This is a genomic window from Agromyces molybdatiresistens (genome assembly GCF_052748445.2).
Map to the genome: position 1 here is coordinate 2,807,225 of NZ_CM188258.1, position 14,617 is coordinate 2,821,841.

At 71.7% G+C, this 14,617-nt stretch carries 16 protein-coding genes and 1 tRNA gene; 5 read left to right on the plus strand and 12 right to left on the minus strand.

Annotated elements, in window-relative coordinates; all coding sequences use genetic code 11:
• Window positions 1–54 precede the first annotated feature (54 nt).
• The 3 genes from ACULK2_RS12930 to ACULK2_RS12940 form a co-directional block, all read right to left on the minus strand.
• Window positions 55–258, minus strand: coding sequence for a cold-shock protein (locus ACULK2_RS12930; protein ID WP_155053299.1), 204 nt, complete (start codon window positions 256–258; stop codon window positions 55–57).
• A gap of 210 nt (window positions 259–468) precedes the next feature.
• The gene (locus ACULK2_RS12935; RefSeq protein WP_445968279.1) at window positions 469–1,011 is read right to left on the minus strand and encodes a LytR C-terminal domain-containing protein; all 543 of its coding nucleotides are present in this window, start codon (window positions 1,009–1,011) and stop codon (window positions 469–471) included.
• Between the two features lie 24 nt (window positions 1,012–1,035).
• Window positions 1,036–1,305 (minus strand): DUF3263 domain-containing protein, encoded by a 270-nt coding sequence (locus tag ACULK2_RS12940; protein ID WP_430647713.1) that lies wholly within the window; start codon window positions 1,303–1,305, stop codon window positions 1,036–1,038.
• Window positions 1,306–1,527: 222 nt separating this feature from the next.
• Between ACULK2_RS12940 and msrB the strand changes: the two genes are divergently transcribed.
• Both msrB and ACULK2_RS12950 read left to right on the plus strand, forming a co-directional pair.
• Window positions 1,528–1,929: a peptide-methionine (R)-S-oxide reductase MsrB gene (gene msrB / locus ACULK2_RS12945; RefSeq protein WP_445968280.1), complete on the plus strand. Its 402-nt coding sequence runs from the start codon at window positions 1,528–1,530 to the stop codon at window positions 1,927–1,929.
• 2 nt (window positions 1,930–1,931) lie between these two features.
• Entirely contained in the window at window positions 1,932–2,483 is a 552-nt protein-coding gene (locus ACULK2_RS12950) for a nitroreductase family protein (protein WP_445968281.1), read from the plus strand.
• Here the strand turns inward: ACULK2_RS12950 and ACULK2_RS12955 are convergent.
• The 3 genes from ACULK2_RS12955 to ACULK2_RS12965 all read right to left on the minus strand — a co-directional run bounded on the left by ACULK2_RS12955 (window position 2,467) and on the right by ACULK2_RS12965 (window position 4,663).
• Window positions 2,467–3,570: a DMT family transporter gene (locus ACULK2_RS12955; RefSeq protein ID WP_445968282.1), complete on the minus strand. Its 1,104-nt coding sequence runs from the start codon at window positions 3,568–3,570 to the stop codon at window positions 2,467–2,469. The two genes, ACULK2_RS12950 and ACULK2_RS12955, sit on opposite strands and share 17 nt — an antisense overlap.
• Window positions 3,571–3,572: 2 nt before the next feature.
• Window positions 3,573–3,645 (minus strand) — tRNA-Thr (locus ACULK2_RS12960).
• 97 nt (window positions 3,646–3,742) lie between these two features.
• Window positions 3,743–4,663, minus strand: coding sequence for a DsbA family protein (locus tag ACULK2_RS12965; RefSeq protein ID WP_445968283.1), 921 nt, complete (start codon window positions 4,661–4,663; stop codon window positions 3,743–3,745).
• Between the two features lie 286 nt (window positions 4,664–4,949).
• On the opposite strand from ACULK2_RS12965, the gene ACULK2_RS12970 reads away from it, so the two are divergent.
• Together ACULK2_RS12970 and ACULK2_RS12975 are read left to right on the plus strand one after the other, a co-directional pair.
• On the plus strand, window positions 4,950–6,050 hold the full coding sequence (locus tag ACULK2_RS12970; RefSeq protein WP_445968284.1) for an ABC transporter ATP-binding protein: 1,101 nt from the start codon (window positions 4,950–4,952) through the stop codon (window positions 6,048–6,050).
• 73 nt (window positions 6,051–6,123) lie between these two features.
• Window positions 6,124–7,440, plus strand: coding sequence for a DUF4032 domain-containing protein (locus ACULK2_RS12975; protein ID WP_445968285.1), 1,317 nt, complete (start codon window positions 6,124–6,126; stop codon window positions 7,438–7,440).
• A 97-nt stretch (window positions 7,441–7,537) separates the two neighbouring features.
• On the opposite strand, the gene rlmB is transcribed toward ACULK2_RS12975, so the two are convergent.
• The 4 genes from rlmB to ACULK2_RS12995 all read right to left on the minus strand — a co-directional run bounded on the left by rlmB (window position 7,538) and on the right by ACULK2_RS12995 (window position 11,866).
• Window positions 7,538–8,554: a 23S rRNA (guanosine(2251)-2'-O)-methyltransferase RlmB gene (rlmB, locus tag ACULK2_RS12980; RefSeq protein ID WP_445968286.1), complete on the minus strand. Its 1,017-nt coding sequence runs from the start codon at window positions 8,552–8,554 to the stop codon at window positions 7,538–7,540.
• Window positions 8,551–9,975 (minus strand): cysteine--tRNA ligase, encoded by a 1,425-nt coding sequence (gene cysS, locus ACULK2_RS12985; RefSeq protein WP_445968287.1) that lies wholly within the window; start codon window positions 9,973–9,975, stop codon window positions 8,551–8,553. Before cysS ends, rlmB begins: the two co-directional genes overlap by 4 nt.
• Before the next feature lie 48 nt (window positions 9,976–10,023).
• Window positions 10,024–11,259: a 2-C-methyl-D-erythritol 4-phosphate cytidylyltransferase gene (gene ispD / locus ACULK2_RS12990; RefSeq protein ID WP_445968288.1), complete on the minus strand. Its 1,236-nt coding sequence runs from the start codon at window positions 11,257–11,259 to the stop codon at window positions 10,024–10,026.
• A 124-nt stretch (window positions 11,260–11,383) separates the two neighbouring features.
• Window positions 11,384–11,866 carry a CarD family transcriptional regulator gene (locus ACULK2_RS12995; protein WP_067948714.1) on the minus strand — a complete coding sequence of 161 codons (483 nt, stop codon included), beginning with the start codon at window positions 11,864–11,866 and terminating at the stop codon, window positions 11,384–11,386.
• Between the two features lie 158 nt (window positions 11,867–12,024).
• Here ACULK2_RS12995 and ACULK2_RS13000 point away from each other — a divergent pair, with 158 nt between their 5' ends.
• The gene (locus tag ACULK2_RS13000) at window positions 12,025–12,486 is read left to right on the plus strand and encodes a hypothetical protein (protein ID WP_445968289.1); all 462 of its coding nucleotides are present in this window, start codon (window positions 12,025–12,027) and stop codon (window positions 12,484–12,486) included.
• Between the two features lie 78 nt (window positions 12,487–12,564).
• Here the strand turns inward: ACULK2_RS13000 and ACULK2_RS13005 are convergent, their stop codons facing one another.
• Both ACULK2_RS13005 and ACULK2_RS13010 read right to left on the minus strand, forming a co-directional pair.
• Window positions 12,565–13,245, minus strand: a complete 681-nt coding sequence (locus ACULK2_RS13005; protein WP_445968290.1) for a response regulator — start codon at window positions 13,243–13,245, stop codon at window positions 12,565–12,567.
• Window positions 13,242–14,492, minus strand: a complete 1,251-nt coding sequence (locus tag ACULK2_RS13010; protein ID WP_445968291.1) for a sensor histidine kinase — start codon at window positions 14,490–14,492, stop codon at window positions 13,242–13,244. Before ACULK2_RS13010 ends, ACULK2_RS13005 begins: the two co-directional genes overlap by 4 nt.
• Window positions 14,493–14,617 lie beyond the last annotated feature (125 nt).

The following is a 14,617-nucleotide window of genomic DNA, read 5'->3' on the forward strand; positions in this document are numbered from 1 at the left end:
CGGACATGCGGAAGCGCCGCCGGGGGATCCGGCGGCGCTTCCGAAGTACCGAACTCAGGCGGGACGGACCGCCTCGGCCTGCGGACCCTTCGAGCCCGACCCGACCTCGAAGGTCACCTGCTGGCCCTCCTCGAGGACCTTGTAGCCGCTCATGTCGATCGCGGAGTAGTGGACGAAGACGTCCTGGCCTCCACCGTCGACGGTGATGAATCCGTATCCCTTTTCAGCGTTGAACCACTTCACGGTTCCGTTCGCCATGCGTTGCTCCCATGTTGCCGTGTATCGAAGTCAGCACGTGCCGTCGGCTGTACCGGGCCGTCGTCGTGCCGACGTCGACGACGGGGACCGGCGCCGGGTGCTCACACGGGTGTTCGAGCGGCCGGTTCTAGATACTCACGGCGCGGCGGCCCCGCACAAGGTTTCCGACGGCGCGAATGGTCGCAGAATGGCAACGATTCGGTCACCGGGTCATCCGGCGACGGCCTCCGCGTAGTCGGCCCCGAGGACGACGACGAGCTGCATGCCCTCCTCGCCGAACTCCTCCGACAATCGCACCTCGGCCTCCGGGAGCTGCTGCGCCACGCCCCTGGCGGCGCCCTCGAGGTCGGCCGAGGCGTAGTACACGACGGTCTGCTCGATATCGGACCGGTCGGCGTTGGTCGTGATGCCGACCGGCACGCCCGCAGCGGTCAAGGTCTCGCCGGCGCGTGCCGCCAGGCCGCTGGTCGACGTGCCGTTCAGGACCGCGACGCTGACGTCGGGTGCCAGCGTGGGCTCCGCCGTCGGCCCCGGCGACGCCGTTCCGGTGGGCAGCGCGGTGTCGTCGAAGTCGAGTCGCTGGTTGTACGCCGCGACCGCGGCGATCCCGATCCCGGCCAGCACCACCGTCGCGAGCGCGGCCCACGCGAAGGTCACCCAGCGACGCCCGCGGCGCGCGGGCGCGCGATGCGCACCGACCCGGTCCATGCCGTGCGGGATCGAGTCGAACCGGTCGCGGGGGAACTTCTGCACCTGGGGTCCAGTCGGTCGGGGCGCTCAGGCGAGCGGCCGGGCGGTCGGGATGGTTCGGCGCGCACGTGACTGCGCGCGGGCGTCGCGCTGCCGCTGGAGTCGCCCGACGAGCATCGGATCGAACCGCAGCGCGGCCGGCGAGTCGACGAGTGCGCCGAGGAGGCGATAGTACCGGGCCGCGGAGAGCCCGAGCTCGTCGCGGATCGCATCGGCCTTCCGCGCCGGATCGCGCCAGGGTCGTGATTCGAAGGCGAGGATGGCGCGCTGCGCCTCGTCGAGCCCGTCCCCGTCCATCGCACCTCGCTCCCGTCGCGGTCACCCGTCGTGCACATCCTAGAGAGCGGATGCCGCGAGCCCACCGCACGCGACGGCGCGGCCCGAACGCGGCCACCGCGGCCGGAGGTCGATGCGGGACGGGCCGGGCCGACGGGCCGGGAACACGGTCGCGCCGGGACACGTTGCACCCGACGCGCCGCAAAGCTGCGACGATGGAAGACGGCCGACCCGAGGAGACCCATGACGTACCAGGTGAACAAGTCCGACGACGAGTGGCGCGCAGAGCTCGACGACGAGCAGTACGCCGTGCTCCGCGAGGCCGCGACCGAGCGCCCGTGGACGGGCGAGCTGCTCGACGAGGAGCGCGCCGGCGTCTACGCGTGCGCCGCCTGCGGGAGCGAGCTGTTCAAGTCGGGCACGAAGTTCGACTCCGGCTGCGGCTGGCCGAGCTTCTACGAATCGGTGCGCCCCGAGGCGGTCGAACTGCTCGAGGACGCCTCGCTCGGCATGGTGCGCACCGAGGTCCGCTGCGCGAACTGCGGATCGCACCTCGGCCATGTCTTCCCCGACGGCTTCGGGACGCCGACAGGCGACCGCTACTGCATGAACTCGATCGCGCTCGACTTCACGCCCGAGTCCTGAGCGTGTCCGCCGTCCGAGAGGCGGTGCTCGCGCGCCGCTCCTGGCCGAAGGTGACGGATGCCGCGCCGACGGACTCCGAGCTCGCCGACCTGCTCCGAGCCGCCGCCACGGTTCCCGACCACGCCGCCCTCGGACCGTGGCGCGTCATCGCGCTGCGCGGCGACGCGCGTGCCGACCTCGGTGCGGCGCTCGCCGAGGCATCCGGCCTCGAGGGCGCGGCCGCCGAGAAGCTCGCGGCCAAGCCGCTCCGCGCTCCCCTGCTGCTCGCGTTGGTCGCGGTCGTGCGGGCGCACCCGAAGGTGCCCGCATGGGAGCAGGAGGCGTGCGCGGCCGGGGTCGGCCACCTGCTCGCACTGCTGCTCGACGACGCCGGCTGGGGCGTCATGTGGCGCACCGGCCCGTTCACGCGGCATCCGGCCGTCGCCCGCATGCACGGGCTCGGTGAGGGCGAGCACCTGCTCGGCTGGCTGTACGTCGGCGGCCGCAGCGCCGCCGACCGGCCCCAGCGCCGCGCCGGCGCTCGCGTCGAGGAGCGGTTCAGCGCGCTGGCGTGATCGGACCGGACCCGTCGAACGTGGTCGCGGACGTCGACTCGGCCGCGAGATGGCGCGCCGGGCGCCACCGGATGCTCGCGAGCGCGACCGCGACGAGCGCGAGGACCGTGCCGCCGACCGTCGCGAACCCGACCGGCCGCGCCGAGGTCGGCACGAGCAGGTCGAGCGCGAGCGCCGTGGCGAGCTGGCCCGCGACGAGGCCGAGCGCCAGCACGAGGACGCCGACGCGGCGCACGAGCACGGCCTGCGCGGCGATGAACACGCAGCCGATCGCGCCGCCGGCGTAGAGCCACGGCTCGGTCGGGAACGCGGTCGGCCAACCGACGGATGCCGCGTGCACGAGCATCACGACGAGGAGCACCATGGTGCCGACGAGGAAGTTCGTGAGCGTCGCCGCGAGGGCGCTCGTCGACGCGGTGCGGACGCGGCCGTTCATCGCCTGCTGCCACGACGCGCCGACGCCGGCCGAGAACGGCAGCAGCATGAGCAGGAGCGGCACCGCCTCCGCGACCTGCGCCGAGACGGCCCAGCCGATCGCGACGAGGGCGAGCGCCGCACCGGCGACCCGGGTCGGGCTGAGCGGCCGGCGACCGCCGGGGCCGAGACCGACAACGTCGAAGACCACGCCGCCGATCGTCTGGCCGGCGACGATCGCCACCGTGAAGAGGGCAACGCCCAGCACACCCGCCGAGAGCCCCTGCGTGGCCACGAACCACGCGCCCGCGACGCCGCCGAGGAGCATCCACCATGCGATCCGCCGCGCGCGCACCGCGTCGCGCAGCCGAGCGACGCCGCGGCGACCCCCCGGCCAGGCCGCGGTGATGAGGAGCAGGATCACGAGTCCGGAACCGAACGAGATCGCCGCGGCCACCGAGAAGTCGTCGAGCGCACGCGCGAGCTCGCCGTTGACCCGGGACTGCAGCGCGACGAATCCGCCGGTGACGACCGTGAGCGCGATCGCGACCCACAGGGGCACGCGGGACGACTCGGCATGTGCGTGGTGATGCGGGTGCGCGACCGGATCGGTCGACGCCTCGGGCGAGTGCGACACCGCGACCGGGTCGGGACCGCCGGAGGATCTCGACATCGAGCCGGCTACGGGACTCGAACCCGTAACCACCGCTTTACAAGAGCGGTGCGCTACCAATTGCGCCAAGCCGGCATGGGACCCTGACATCCTACCGAGCCGTGGCGCCGGCACGCACGACGACGGCCCGGCCGGTCGGCCGGGCCGTCGTCGTGCGATCGGAGGTCGGAGCTCAGCCCGCGTCGGGCGTGGGCGTCGGCGTCGGGGTCGCCTCGGACTCCGAGTAGCTCTCGCCGGTCGCCTGCAGCACGAACGCCTGGAACTCGGCCGGGTCCTCCAGCGAGCCGACGTACTGCTTGCCGTTGACGAGCACGGTCGGGGTGCCGGTCACCGACGCGAGCTCGGAGTTCGGGATCGGCTCGGTGAGCGCGCGCTCCGTGGCATCCTGCACCCAGCTCTTGAAGGTCGTGTCGTCGATGCACGAGTCGACCGACGAGGCGGCGCCCGCCTCGGCGGCGAGCTCCTTGATCTCGTCGTTGGTGAGGCCGGCGGTGAGCTCCTCGGGCTGGTTCTCGAACATGAGCGCGTTGAAGTCGAAGAAGGCCTCGGGCGACTCCTCCGCCACGCAGGCCGCGGCGTTCGCGGCGCGCAGCGAGTACTGGGTGCCCGCGGACTTGTTGGTCAGGATCGCGATCGGGTGGATCTCGAGGGTCGCCGCGCCCTGCTCGACCATGGTGCGCATGGTCTCGGAGTTCGTCGTCTCGAACTGGCCGCAGAACGGGCACAGGTAGTCGAGGTAGACGACGATGTTCGCGACCGTGCCGCTCTCGTCGGGAACGGTGGCCGTCGGCTCGCCGCCCGCGGGGATCGCCGGGGTCTGGACGGGCTCGATGCCGTTCTCGCCGCCGACGAGCAGGATGCCGTCGCTCGCCATGTTCTGCGGGCCCGGCCCCTCGGGACGGATGCTGTTGAAGATCAGCGTGCCGATCAGGGCCGCGACCGCGACGATCGCGACGACCACGCCGCCCTGGATGAGGAACCGGTTGCGGCGCTCGCGCTTCTTCTGCTCCTCGCGAAGGACGCGGGCCTTCTCGCGAGCCGCTTCGCGTCGCTGGTTGCGGGTGGGGCGTGGCTCTGATCCGCCAGTGCTCATCGTGGGTCAACTCCGGGTCGCTGTGGGGGCGCGCGTGCATGCAGGCGCACGCACCGAAGAGTGTAGGAGCGATCACTGGGAATCGCCCAAACGGCGCCCGGACGCGCGCTGCACGCGCCCTCCGCCCGCATCATCGGACGACGCGGCCGACGGCGCGGCCGCCGACGCCGCGCGGATGGGGCGCCGCGAACCCATGGCATACTGAGGGGGCGTCGACATCGAGGTCGGCGTTTCCATTCACTACGGATCGTCCGGCACGTACCTGCCGGTGAAGGAGAACAGAACCATGGCGTCAGTCACGTTCGACAAGGCCACCCGCCTCTATCCCGGTGGCACCCGTCCCGCCGTCGACCAGCTCGACCTCGAGATCGCGGACGGCGAGTTCCTCGTCCTCGTCGGTCCCTCGGGCTGCGGCAAGTCCACGTCGCTCCGCATGCTCGCGGGCCTCGAAGAGGTCAACGAGGGCAACATCTTCATCGGCGACCGCAACGTCACCGACGTGCCGCCGAAGGACCGCGACATCGCGATGGTCTTCCAGAACTACGCGCTGTACCCGCACATGACCGTCGCCGAGAACATGGGCTTCGCGCTCAAGATCGCGGGCGTCGGCAAGGACGAGCGTGCCGCGCGCGTCCTCGAGGCCGCGAAGCTCCTCGACCTCGAGCCGTACCTGAACCGCAAGCCGAAGGCCCTCTCGGGTGGTCAGCGCCAGCGCGTCGCGATGGGCCGGGCGATCGTGCGCCAGCCGCAGGTGTTCCTCATGGACGAGCCGCTGTCGAACCTCGACGCGAAGCTCCGCGTGCAGACCCGCACCCAGATCGCGTCGCTCCAGCGCCGTCTCGGCGTCACCACGGTCTACGTCACGCACGACCAGACCGAGGCGCTCACGATGGGCGACCGCATCGCGGTGCTCAAGGACGGCGTCCTCCAGCAGGTGGGCACCCCTCGCGAGCTGTACGAGCGGCCGAGCAACGTGTTCGTCGCGGGCTTCATCGGCTCGCCGGCCATGAACCTCTTCCACGCGGACGTCGTCGAGGGCGGCGTGATGTTCGGAACGGCCACCGTGGATGTCGAGCGCGACGCGCTCGCCTCCGCCTCGGGCCCGATCGTGACGATCGGCGTCCGCCCCGAGGACATCCAGGTCTCGAACACGCAGGGTGAGGGCCTCGAGGTGAAGGTCGACCTCGTCGAGGAGCTCGGCGCCGACGGCTACCTGTACGGCCACTCCGAGATCGAGGGCAAGCGGACCGACATCGTCGCGCGCGTCGACGGCCGCAGCCACCCGTTCGCGGGCGACACGGTCTACCTGATGCCGACCCCGAAGCATGTGCACGTGTTCGACGCCGAGTCGGGCGAGCGCCTGCTGAAGTCGGCCGTCGCCAGCTGACCTCCGGTCGTCCACGAAGCCGGTCGGGCCCTCGGCCCGGCCGGCTTCGTCGTTCCCCGGTACGCTGTCCCTGATGAGCGGCACACTCTCGATCACGTCGGCGTCGACCGACCCCGCACTGCTCGACCTCCCGTGGGACCTCCCCCTCGAAGCCTGGCCGAGCGAGCACATCGCTGCGCTGCCGAAGGGCATCTCGCGCCACCTCGTGCGCTTCGCGCACCTGAGTGGTCACGTGGTGGCCATCAAGGAGACGACGGCCGAGATGGCCGAGGGCGAGTACGAGATGCTGCGGACGCTGCAGCGCCTCGAGATCCCGTGCGTCGAGCCGGTGGCCGTCATCACCAACCGCACGGATGCCGACGGGGAGGGCCTGAAGCCCGTCCTCGTCACCCGGCACCTCCGCTTCTCCCTGCCCTACCGTGCGCTGTTCTCACAGACGCTCCGGCCCGACACCGCAACGCGCCTCGTCGACGCGCTCGCGGTGCTGCTCGTGCGGCTGCACATCATCGGCTTCTTCTGGGGCGACGTCTCGCTCTCGAACACGCTGTTCCGACGCGATGCGGGCGCGTTCGCCGCCTACCTCGTCGACGCCGAGACCGGCAAGCTCTACGAGGGCGGCCTGTCGAACGGCCAGCGCGAGAACGACCTCGAGATCGCCCGGGTCAACATCGCGGGCGAGCTGCTCGACCTCGAGGCCGGCGGCCGGGTCGCCGACGAACTCGACCCCGTCAACATCTCCAACGGCATCGTCGACGCCTATCGCAACCTGTGGAAGGAACTCACCGGCAGCGAGTCGTTCGGCATGGCCGACCGGTGGCGAATCAACGAGCGCGTCAACCGGCTGAACGACCTCGGGTTCGACATCGAGGAGCTGGCGATCCGCACGGACGAGTCCGGCACGACGCTGCGCATCCAGCCGAAGGTCGTCGACGCCGGCCACCACCAGCGGCGCCTCCTGCGCCTGACCGGCCTCGACGCCGGCGAGAACCAGGCGCGGCGCCTGCTCAACGACCTCGACTCCTACCGGGCGGCGTACCGGAAGGACGCCGACGAGGAGATGGTCGCCCACGAGTGGCTCATGCGCGTGTTCGAACCCGTGGTGCGGGCGGTCCCGCAGGAGCTGCGAGGCAAGCTCGAACCGGCCGAGGTGTTCCACCAGCTGCTCGAGCACCGGTGGTACCTGGCGCAACGGGAAGGGCACGACATCCCGCTCGCCGAGGCGCTGACCTCGTACATCAACGACGTGCTGCGCCACCGACGCGACGAGGCCACCGTGATCGGCCCGCCGACCGAGGCGATCACCACCGCGATGCCCGCGGTGGCGCCCGACACGTCCGCCGTGCCCGTGCACGACCCCGACGACGAGGGCGACTGGCGCCTCAAGGTCTGACGCCCCCGGTGGTCGGGGAGGAGGCGGAGCGCCCCGTATCGGGCCCCACTCCCCCCGCTTCCCGTTCGCCGCACCCAGGGCGATGGCGCTCCGCGGGCTACCCGGCCGAGTCGGCCCGCAGCTTCGCGATCTCGTAGAGCGTGACGGAGGCCGCGATGCCCGCGTTCAGCGACTCGGTCGCCGCCGAGATCGGGATCGAGACCACGGCGTCGCACGTCTCGGTGACGAGGCGCGAGAGGCCCTTGCCCTCCGAGCCGACGACGATGACGATCGGCCGGTCGGCGAAGTCGAGGCCGGGCAGCGAGACGTCGCCATCGCCGTCGAGGCCGAGCACGAACACGCCGCGCTCCTTCAGCGCCTTCAGCGTCTGCGTGAGGTTGGAGGCCATCGCGACCGGCACGCGCGCCGCCGCGCCCGCCGAGGTCTTCCACGCCGAGGCGGTCACGCCGACCGAACGGCGCTGCGGCACGATGACGCCCTGGCCGCCGAAGGCGGCGGTCGAGCGGATGATGGCGCCGAGGTTGCGCGGATCCGTCACGCCGTCGAGCGCGACGAAGAGCGGCGTCTCGCCGGAGTCGACGACCTCGTCGAGCAGGTCGACCGGGTGCGCGTACTCGTACGGCGGCACCTTGAGCGCGACGCCCTGGTGCACGCCGCCCTCGCCCGCGAGCCGGTCGAGTTCCGGGCGCATCACCTCGAGGATCGGGATGCCGCGGTTGGTGGCGATCTTCATCGACTCCTTGACGCGGTCGTCCATCTCGATGCGCGCCGCGATGTAGAGCGTCGTCGCGGGGATGCGGGTCCGCAGCGCCTCGACGACGGCGTTCCGGCCCGTCACGATCTCGGACTCGTCTCCCGACTTCGCCCGACGCGCGGCACCGGAGGCGCCTCTCGGGGCGCCGGGGCGCTGCCCGCCGCGCCCACCGGACTTCGCCGCCGCACGCTCGGCCGCCGCCTTGCGCTTGTGCGCCTGGTGGTACGGCCGATCCTCCGCCTTCGGCGTCGGCCCCTTGCCCTCGAGCGCCTTGCGGCTGTGGCCGCCGGTCCCGACCTTCTGGCCCTTGCCCTTCTTGCGCACGGCTCCCGCGCGAGGCTTTCCGCTACTGCCCTTCATGACGTGAGGCTCCAATGCGTTCCGGTCTGGCTGTCTTCGATGGTGATCCCGGCGTCCGCGAGCTCGGCGCGGATGCGATCGGCGGCGGCCCAGTCCTTCGCTTCGCGCGCAGCGCGGCGATCGTCGAGGAGCCGGGCGACGAGGGTGTCGAGCGCGGTGGCCGCCGGGCCGGGATCCGTCGACCAGACCGGGTCGGTCGGGTCGATCCCGAGCACCCGGACCATGGCGAGCACCTGCCCGCGCAGGTCGGCCGCGGTCGCGAGGTCCTCGCCGTCGAGCGCCTGGTTGCCGGCGCGGACGGTCTCGTGCAGCACGCCGAGCGCCTGGGGCACGCCGAGGTCGTCGTCCATCGCCTCGGCGAAGGCGTCCGGCCACGTGGCATCCGCCCCCTCGCCGGCGTAGCGCGTGCCGGCGAGGCGCCGGTCGACCCGCGTGAGGAAGGTCCTGATGCGATCGACCGCCGCCTCGGCCTCGGCGAGCGAGTCGGGCGAGTAGTCGAGCGTCGAGCGGTAGTGGGCCTGGCCGAGCAGGTACCGGACGGCGAGCGGCGAGGCGAGCACCGTGAGCTCGGACGCGTAGACCGAGTTGCCGAGCGACTTCGACATCTTCTGCCCGCCGATGTTCACGAGTCCGTTGTGCACCCAGTAGCGCGCGAAGCCGTCACCGGCCGCGGTCGACTGGGCGAGCTCGTTCTCGTGGTGCGGGAAGCGCAGGTCGAGGCCGCCGCCGTGGATGTCGAACTCGGGCCCGAGGTAGCGCGCGGCCATGGCCGAGCACTCGATGTGCCATCCGGGCCGGCCCGGCCCCCACGGCGAGGCCCACCCGGCCGAGCGCGGCTCGGTCGCCTTGTGCCCCTTCCACAGCGCGAAGTCGCGCGGGTCGCGCTTGCCGCGCGGGTCGGAGTCGGCGGCCGCCTCCATGTTCTCCCGCGCCTGACGGGTGAGCTCGCCGTAGGACGGCCAGCTGCCCGTGTCGAAGTACACGTCGCCCGAGCCGTCGGGCGCCGCGTAGGCGTGTCCGAGGTCGATGAGCCGCCGGATGATCTCCTGCATCTGCGTCACGCTCGCGGTCGCGCGCGGCTCGTAGGTCGGCGGCAGGATGCCGAGCGCGTTGTAGGCGGCGGTGAACTCCAGCTCGACCTTGTACGCGAGCGACCACCACTGCTCGCCGATGCCCTCCTCGGCGGCGGCGTTCAGGATCTTGTCGTCGATGTCGGTGACGTTGCGCACGAACGTGACCGCGTACCCGCGCGCGAGGAACCAGCGCCGCATGATGTCGTACACGAGTGCGCTCCGCAGGTGCCCGATGTGCGGGCTCGACTGCACCGTGGGTCCGCAGACGTACATGCCGACGTGCCCCTCCTCGAGGGGCACGAAGTCACGCAGGGCCTGGGCCTTCGAGTCGTGGAGTCGCAGCGTCACCCGTCAAGCGTACCGGCGGAGTGCCCGCCCGACCGGTCAGGCGCGACTTCAGGACGGCACGACGAGCGCGGTCGCGATCGCGGTGACGCCCTCACCGCGGCCGGTGAAGCCGAGTCCGTCGGTCGTCGTCGCGGCGACGCTCACGGGCGCGCCGACGATGCGGGTGAGCAGTTCCTCGGCCTCGGCGCGGCGGGGCGCGAGCCTGGGGCGGTTGCCGACGACCTGGACGGAGACGTTGCCCACTCGCCACCCCGCGTCGGCGAGCCGGCGGACGGTCTCGCCGAGGAACACCTCGCCGTGCGCGCCCGAGAACCGCGGATCGGCGGTGCCGAACATGCCGCCGATGTCGCCGAGGCCGGCCGCCGCGAGCAGCGCGTCGCAGATCGCGTGCGCGACCGCGTCGCCGTCGCTGTGGCCGGAGAGTCCGCGCTCCCCCGGCCAGCGCAGGCCGGCGAGCCACAACGGCGTCTCGGAATCGTCGGAGAAGGCGTGCACGTCGATGCCGGTGCCGACTCGCGGCGTCGCGGCGTGCGCGGGCAGCGCGCGCCGGCTCGAGGGCTCGGCCCGCGTCGCTGCGGCGGATGCCGCTGCGGCCCGCTCCGTGAGCAGCTGCTCCGCCCGGTGCAGATCGGACGGAACCGTGATCTTGAAGGCGCGGGCATCGCCGGGCACCACGTCGACCGCCACCCCTGCGCCGGCGACCAGCGCCGCGTCATCCGTGAATTCGGCGCCCGCCGACGCGTAGGCCGACTCGAGCACCTCCCGCGGGAAGCCCTGGGGCGTCTGCATCGCGGCGAGCTCCGAACGGTCGACCGTCTCGAGGACGTGCCCCTCGGCGTCCACGCGCTTGACGGTGTCGACGACGGGAAGGCCGGGCACGATCCCGCGCCCACGCCCCTCGACCGCTGCGGCGACCTCGTCGAAGACCTGCGAGGGCGCCAGCGGGCGCGCGGCGTCGTGCACGAGCACGACCTCGACCTCGCGCGGGAGCTCGGCGATGCCGCGTGCGACGGACTCCTGCCTGGTGAGGCCGCCCGCGACGACCACGAGGTCGACGGATGCCGCGGCCGCGCGCGGCACGCAGCGCTCCCGCACCTCGTCGACGCGGTCGGCGGGAGCCACCACGACGACGTAGGGCGCCTCGCGCATGCCGAGCACGGCATCCAATGCGACGCCGAGGATGGTGTCGCCGCCGAGGGGGACGAGGGCCTTGGGTTCCGGATGCCCGAGTCGAGTGCCGGAGCCGGCGGCGACGACGATGACGGCGACGGTGGAGTCGTTCACCCCTCCACCGTAGCCGCCCGACCCCCGACCGACGCGGGTCGATCGCCCCGGTCCGGGACGTCCGGGAGACGACGATCGCCGCCGTGCGCGTCAGCGCAGGCGGCGATCGTCGAACGAGCTCGGCCTAGGAGGCGAGCACCTCGTCGAGGACGGTGGAAGCCTGCTCCTCGTCGGTCTTCTCTGCGAGCGCGAGCTCGGAGATCAGGATCTGGCGGGCCTTCGCGAGCATGCGCTTCTCGCCCGCCGAGAGACCGCGGTCCTGATCGCGGCGCCACAGGTCGCGCACGACCTCGGAGACCTTGATCACGTCGCCCGAGGCGAGCTTCTCGAGGTTCGCCTTGTAGCGGCGCGACCAGTTGGTCGGCTCTTCGGTGAAGGGGGCGCGGAGCACCTCGAAGACCTTGTCGAGGCCTTCCTTGCCGATGACGTCACGCACGCCGACCAGGTCGACGTTCTCGGCGGGAACCTCGATGACGAGGTCGCCCTGCGTGACGTTCAGCTTGAGGTAGAGCTTCTCTTCGCCCTTGATGATGCGTTTCTTGACTTCGACGATCGTCGCGGCTCCGTGGTGGGGGTAGACAACGGTCTCGCCAACCTCAAACAGCATGAATAGACGTCCTTTCGGCAACTTTCAGGATATCACACCGAGGTAGTGCTAAGGTTCGCTCCCCTCCCGGATGGCGTCGACGCCGTAGGCTACACTCGTCTCGATCCCACGCGCGCGGGTCGCATTCCGCTGCGCGCACGCTCGTCCTTGGAGGTTCTGTGAAGGCGCGTCTTGCGGCATCCGCCGCTCTGGCTCTCGGCATCGCCATCGGCGGCAGCGGCTGCGCCATGATCACCTACCAGGCCACCACCGAGAAGTACGACCCGAGCGACGGAGTCTCGGCCGACGTCGGCGGGCTCGACGTGCGCAACGTGCTCATCGTGAGCGACGACGGCGAGGAGGGCAACCTCGTCATGTCCGTGACGAACCCGACCACCGACGACGAGACCCTCTCGGTCCAGCTCGTCGACCAGGGCGACACCTTCGAGATCGACGTCGACGGCGGCGAGACCGTCTCGCTCGGCACCGCGGAGGAGGAGCCGCTCCTCATCGAGAACCTCGACGCCGAGGTCGGCGGCCTCATCTCCGTCTACCTCCAGGCCGGCAGCGCCGAGGGGGTCGAGATCAACGTGCCCGTCCTCGACGGCCGCCTCCCCGAATACGAGGACCTCGTCCCGTAGGGGGCGTCCCACCCGGGCCTGAAGCCACGAGAGCGGATGCCGCGGCGCGAGCCGGCGGCATCCGCTCCTCTCGTACCGCTAGGCCTCGAAGCGGTAGCCGAGCCCGCGCACGGTCACGAGCTGCACGGGCTCGGAGGGCGTGACCTCGATCTTCGAACGGATGCGCTTGATGTGCACGTCGAGGGTCTTGGTGTCGCCGAAGTAGTCGCTGCCCCACACCCGGTCGATGAGCTGGCCGCGCGTGAGCACGCGCCCGGCGTTGCGCATGAGGAGCTCGAGCAGCTCGAACTCCTTCAGCGGCATCGCGACGGGCTCGCCCTCGACCTCGACGGTGTGGCGATCGACGTCCATCCGCACCCGACCGCCCTCGATGATCGCGTCGTCGAGGTCCTCCGGCTCGATGCGGCGGCGGAGCACCGCGCGGATGCGCGCCAGCAGCTCGCGGGTCGAGTAGGGCTTGGTCACGTAGTCGTCGGCGCCGAGCTCGAGGCCCACCACGATGTCGACCTCGGAGTCCTTGGCGGTGAGCATGATGATCGGCACGTTCGAGCGCTGCCGGATCTCGCGGCAGACCTCCGTGCCCGGCAGGCCGGGGAGCATGAGGTCGAGCAGCACGAGGTCGGCGCCCTCCCGGTCGAATGCGGCCACCGCGGCGAGGCCGTCAGCGGCCACCTCCACCTCGTAGCCCTCGCGCTCGAGCAGGAAGCTCAGCGGGTCGCTCAGCGCGATCTCGTCCTCGACGAGCAGGATGCGGGTCACTCTCGGTCTCCTCGGGATGGCGCGGCCGGAAGTGCCGCGGCGATACGGGTCTTGGTGTCCTCGGCGACGGACGCGGGCCCGGCGGAGGTCGGCTCGACGGCCTCGGGGACCTCGCGCGCGATCGGTCGCTCCGCGAGCGGGAGGCGGATCGTGAACGTCGAGCCCCGGCCCGGGCGCGACCAGACGCGCACGTCGCCGCCGTGGTTCTGGACGGTGTGCTTCACGATGCTGAGGCCGAGGCCGGAGCCGCCGGTGTTCCGGGATCGGGCCTGGTCGACGCGGTAGAAGCGCTCGAACACCCGGTCCAGGTCCTCCGGGGCGATGCCGATGCCCTGGTCGGCGATCGAGATCTCGACGGCGTCGTCGTCGACGACGACCCCGACCCCGACGCGCCCGCCCTCGCTCGAGTAGGCGATCGCGTTGGAGATGAGGTTGTGGAGGGCGACGACGAGGAGCGCCTCGTCGCCGTAGACCTCGGCGCGGGACTTCGCCCGGACGGCGACGTCGACGCCCCTGGCTGCGGCGACCACGCGGTTCTGGTCGACCGCGGCGGCGACCACGCGATCGACGTCGACGAGTTCGTCGCGACGGAGCGCGTCGCGCGCCTGCAGTCGGGACAGCTCGATGACCTCGCCCGTGATGTGCGCGAGGCGCGTCGACTCGACGCCGAGCCGATCGGCGAACCGGCGGACCTGGTCGGGCTCGTCGGCGGCCTGGTCGAGCGCCTCCGCGAGGAGGCTCACGGAGGCGATCGGGGTCTTCAGTTCGTGGCTGATGTTCGCGATGAAGTCGCGTCGCACCTCGTCGAGGCGGTGCGCCTCGGTGCGGTCGTCGGCGAGCAGCAGGACGAACCGCGTGCCGAGCCGGGCGACGCGAACCTGGAGCCGGATCGTCGCGTCGCCGAACGGCCCGCGCGGCAGCTCGAGGTCGAGCGCGATCGGCTCGCCGGTCCTCCGCACGTCGGCGGCGAGGTCGACGAGCTGCTGGTGCGCGAGCATCTGGTTCCGCACGAGCCCCATGGCGAGCGCGCCGGGCGAGGCGCGGAGCACGTTGTTGGACGGGTCGAGCACGACTCCGGCCGACTCGAGCACGTCGAGCACCTGGTCGACGCCGTCGGGGATGGTCGGTGCGACCACGCGAGCTGCGCTCTGGCCGCGGCGCTCGGCCATGTGGAGCACGACCGTGAACCCGGCCCCGAGGAGGATGCCGAAGGTCAGCGCGACCAGCACCGACCAGGTGGAGTCCATGGCACCACCATAACCACCCCGGTCACCTGCGTTTCACCCGGGGCGTCCGCGCGCAGGGGTAGGTTAATGAGAGTTCAGCAGCACGGCACCTGCCGTTCACCTTCGACGGCGAGGATGTCGCGTGC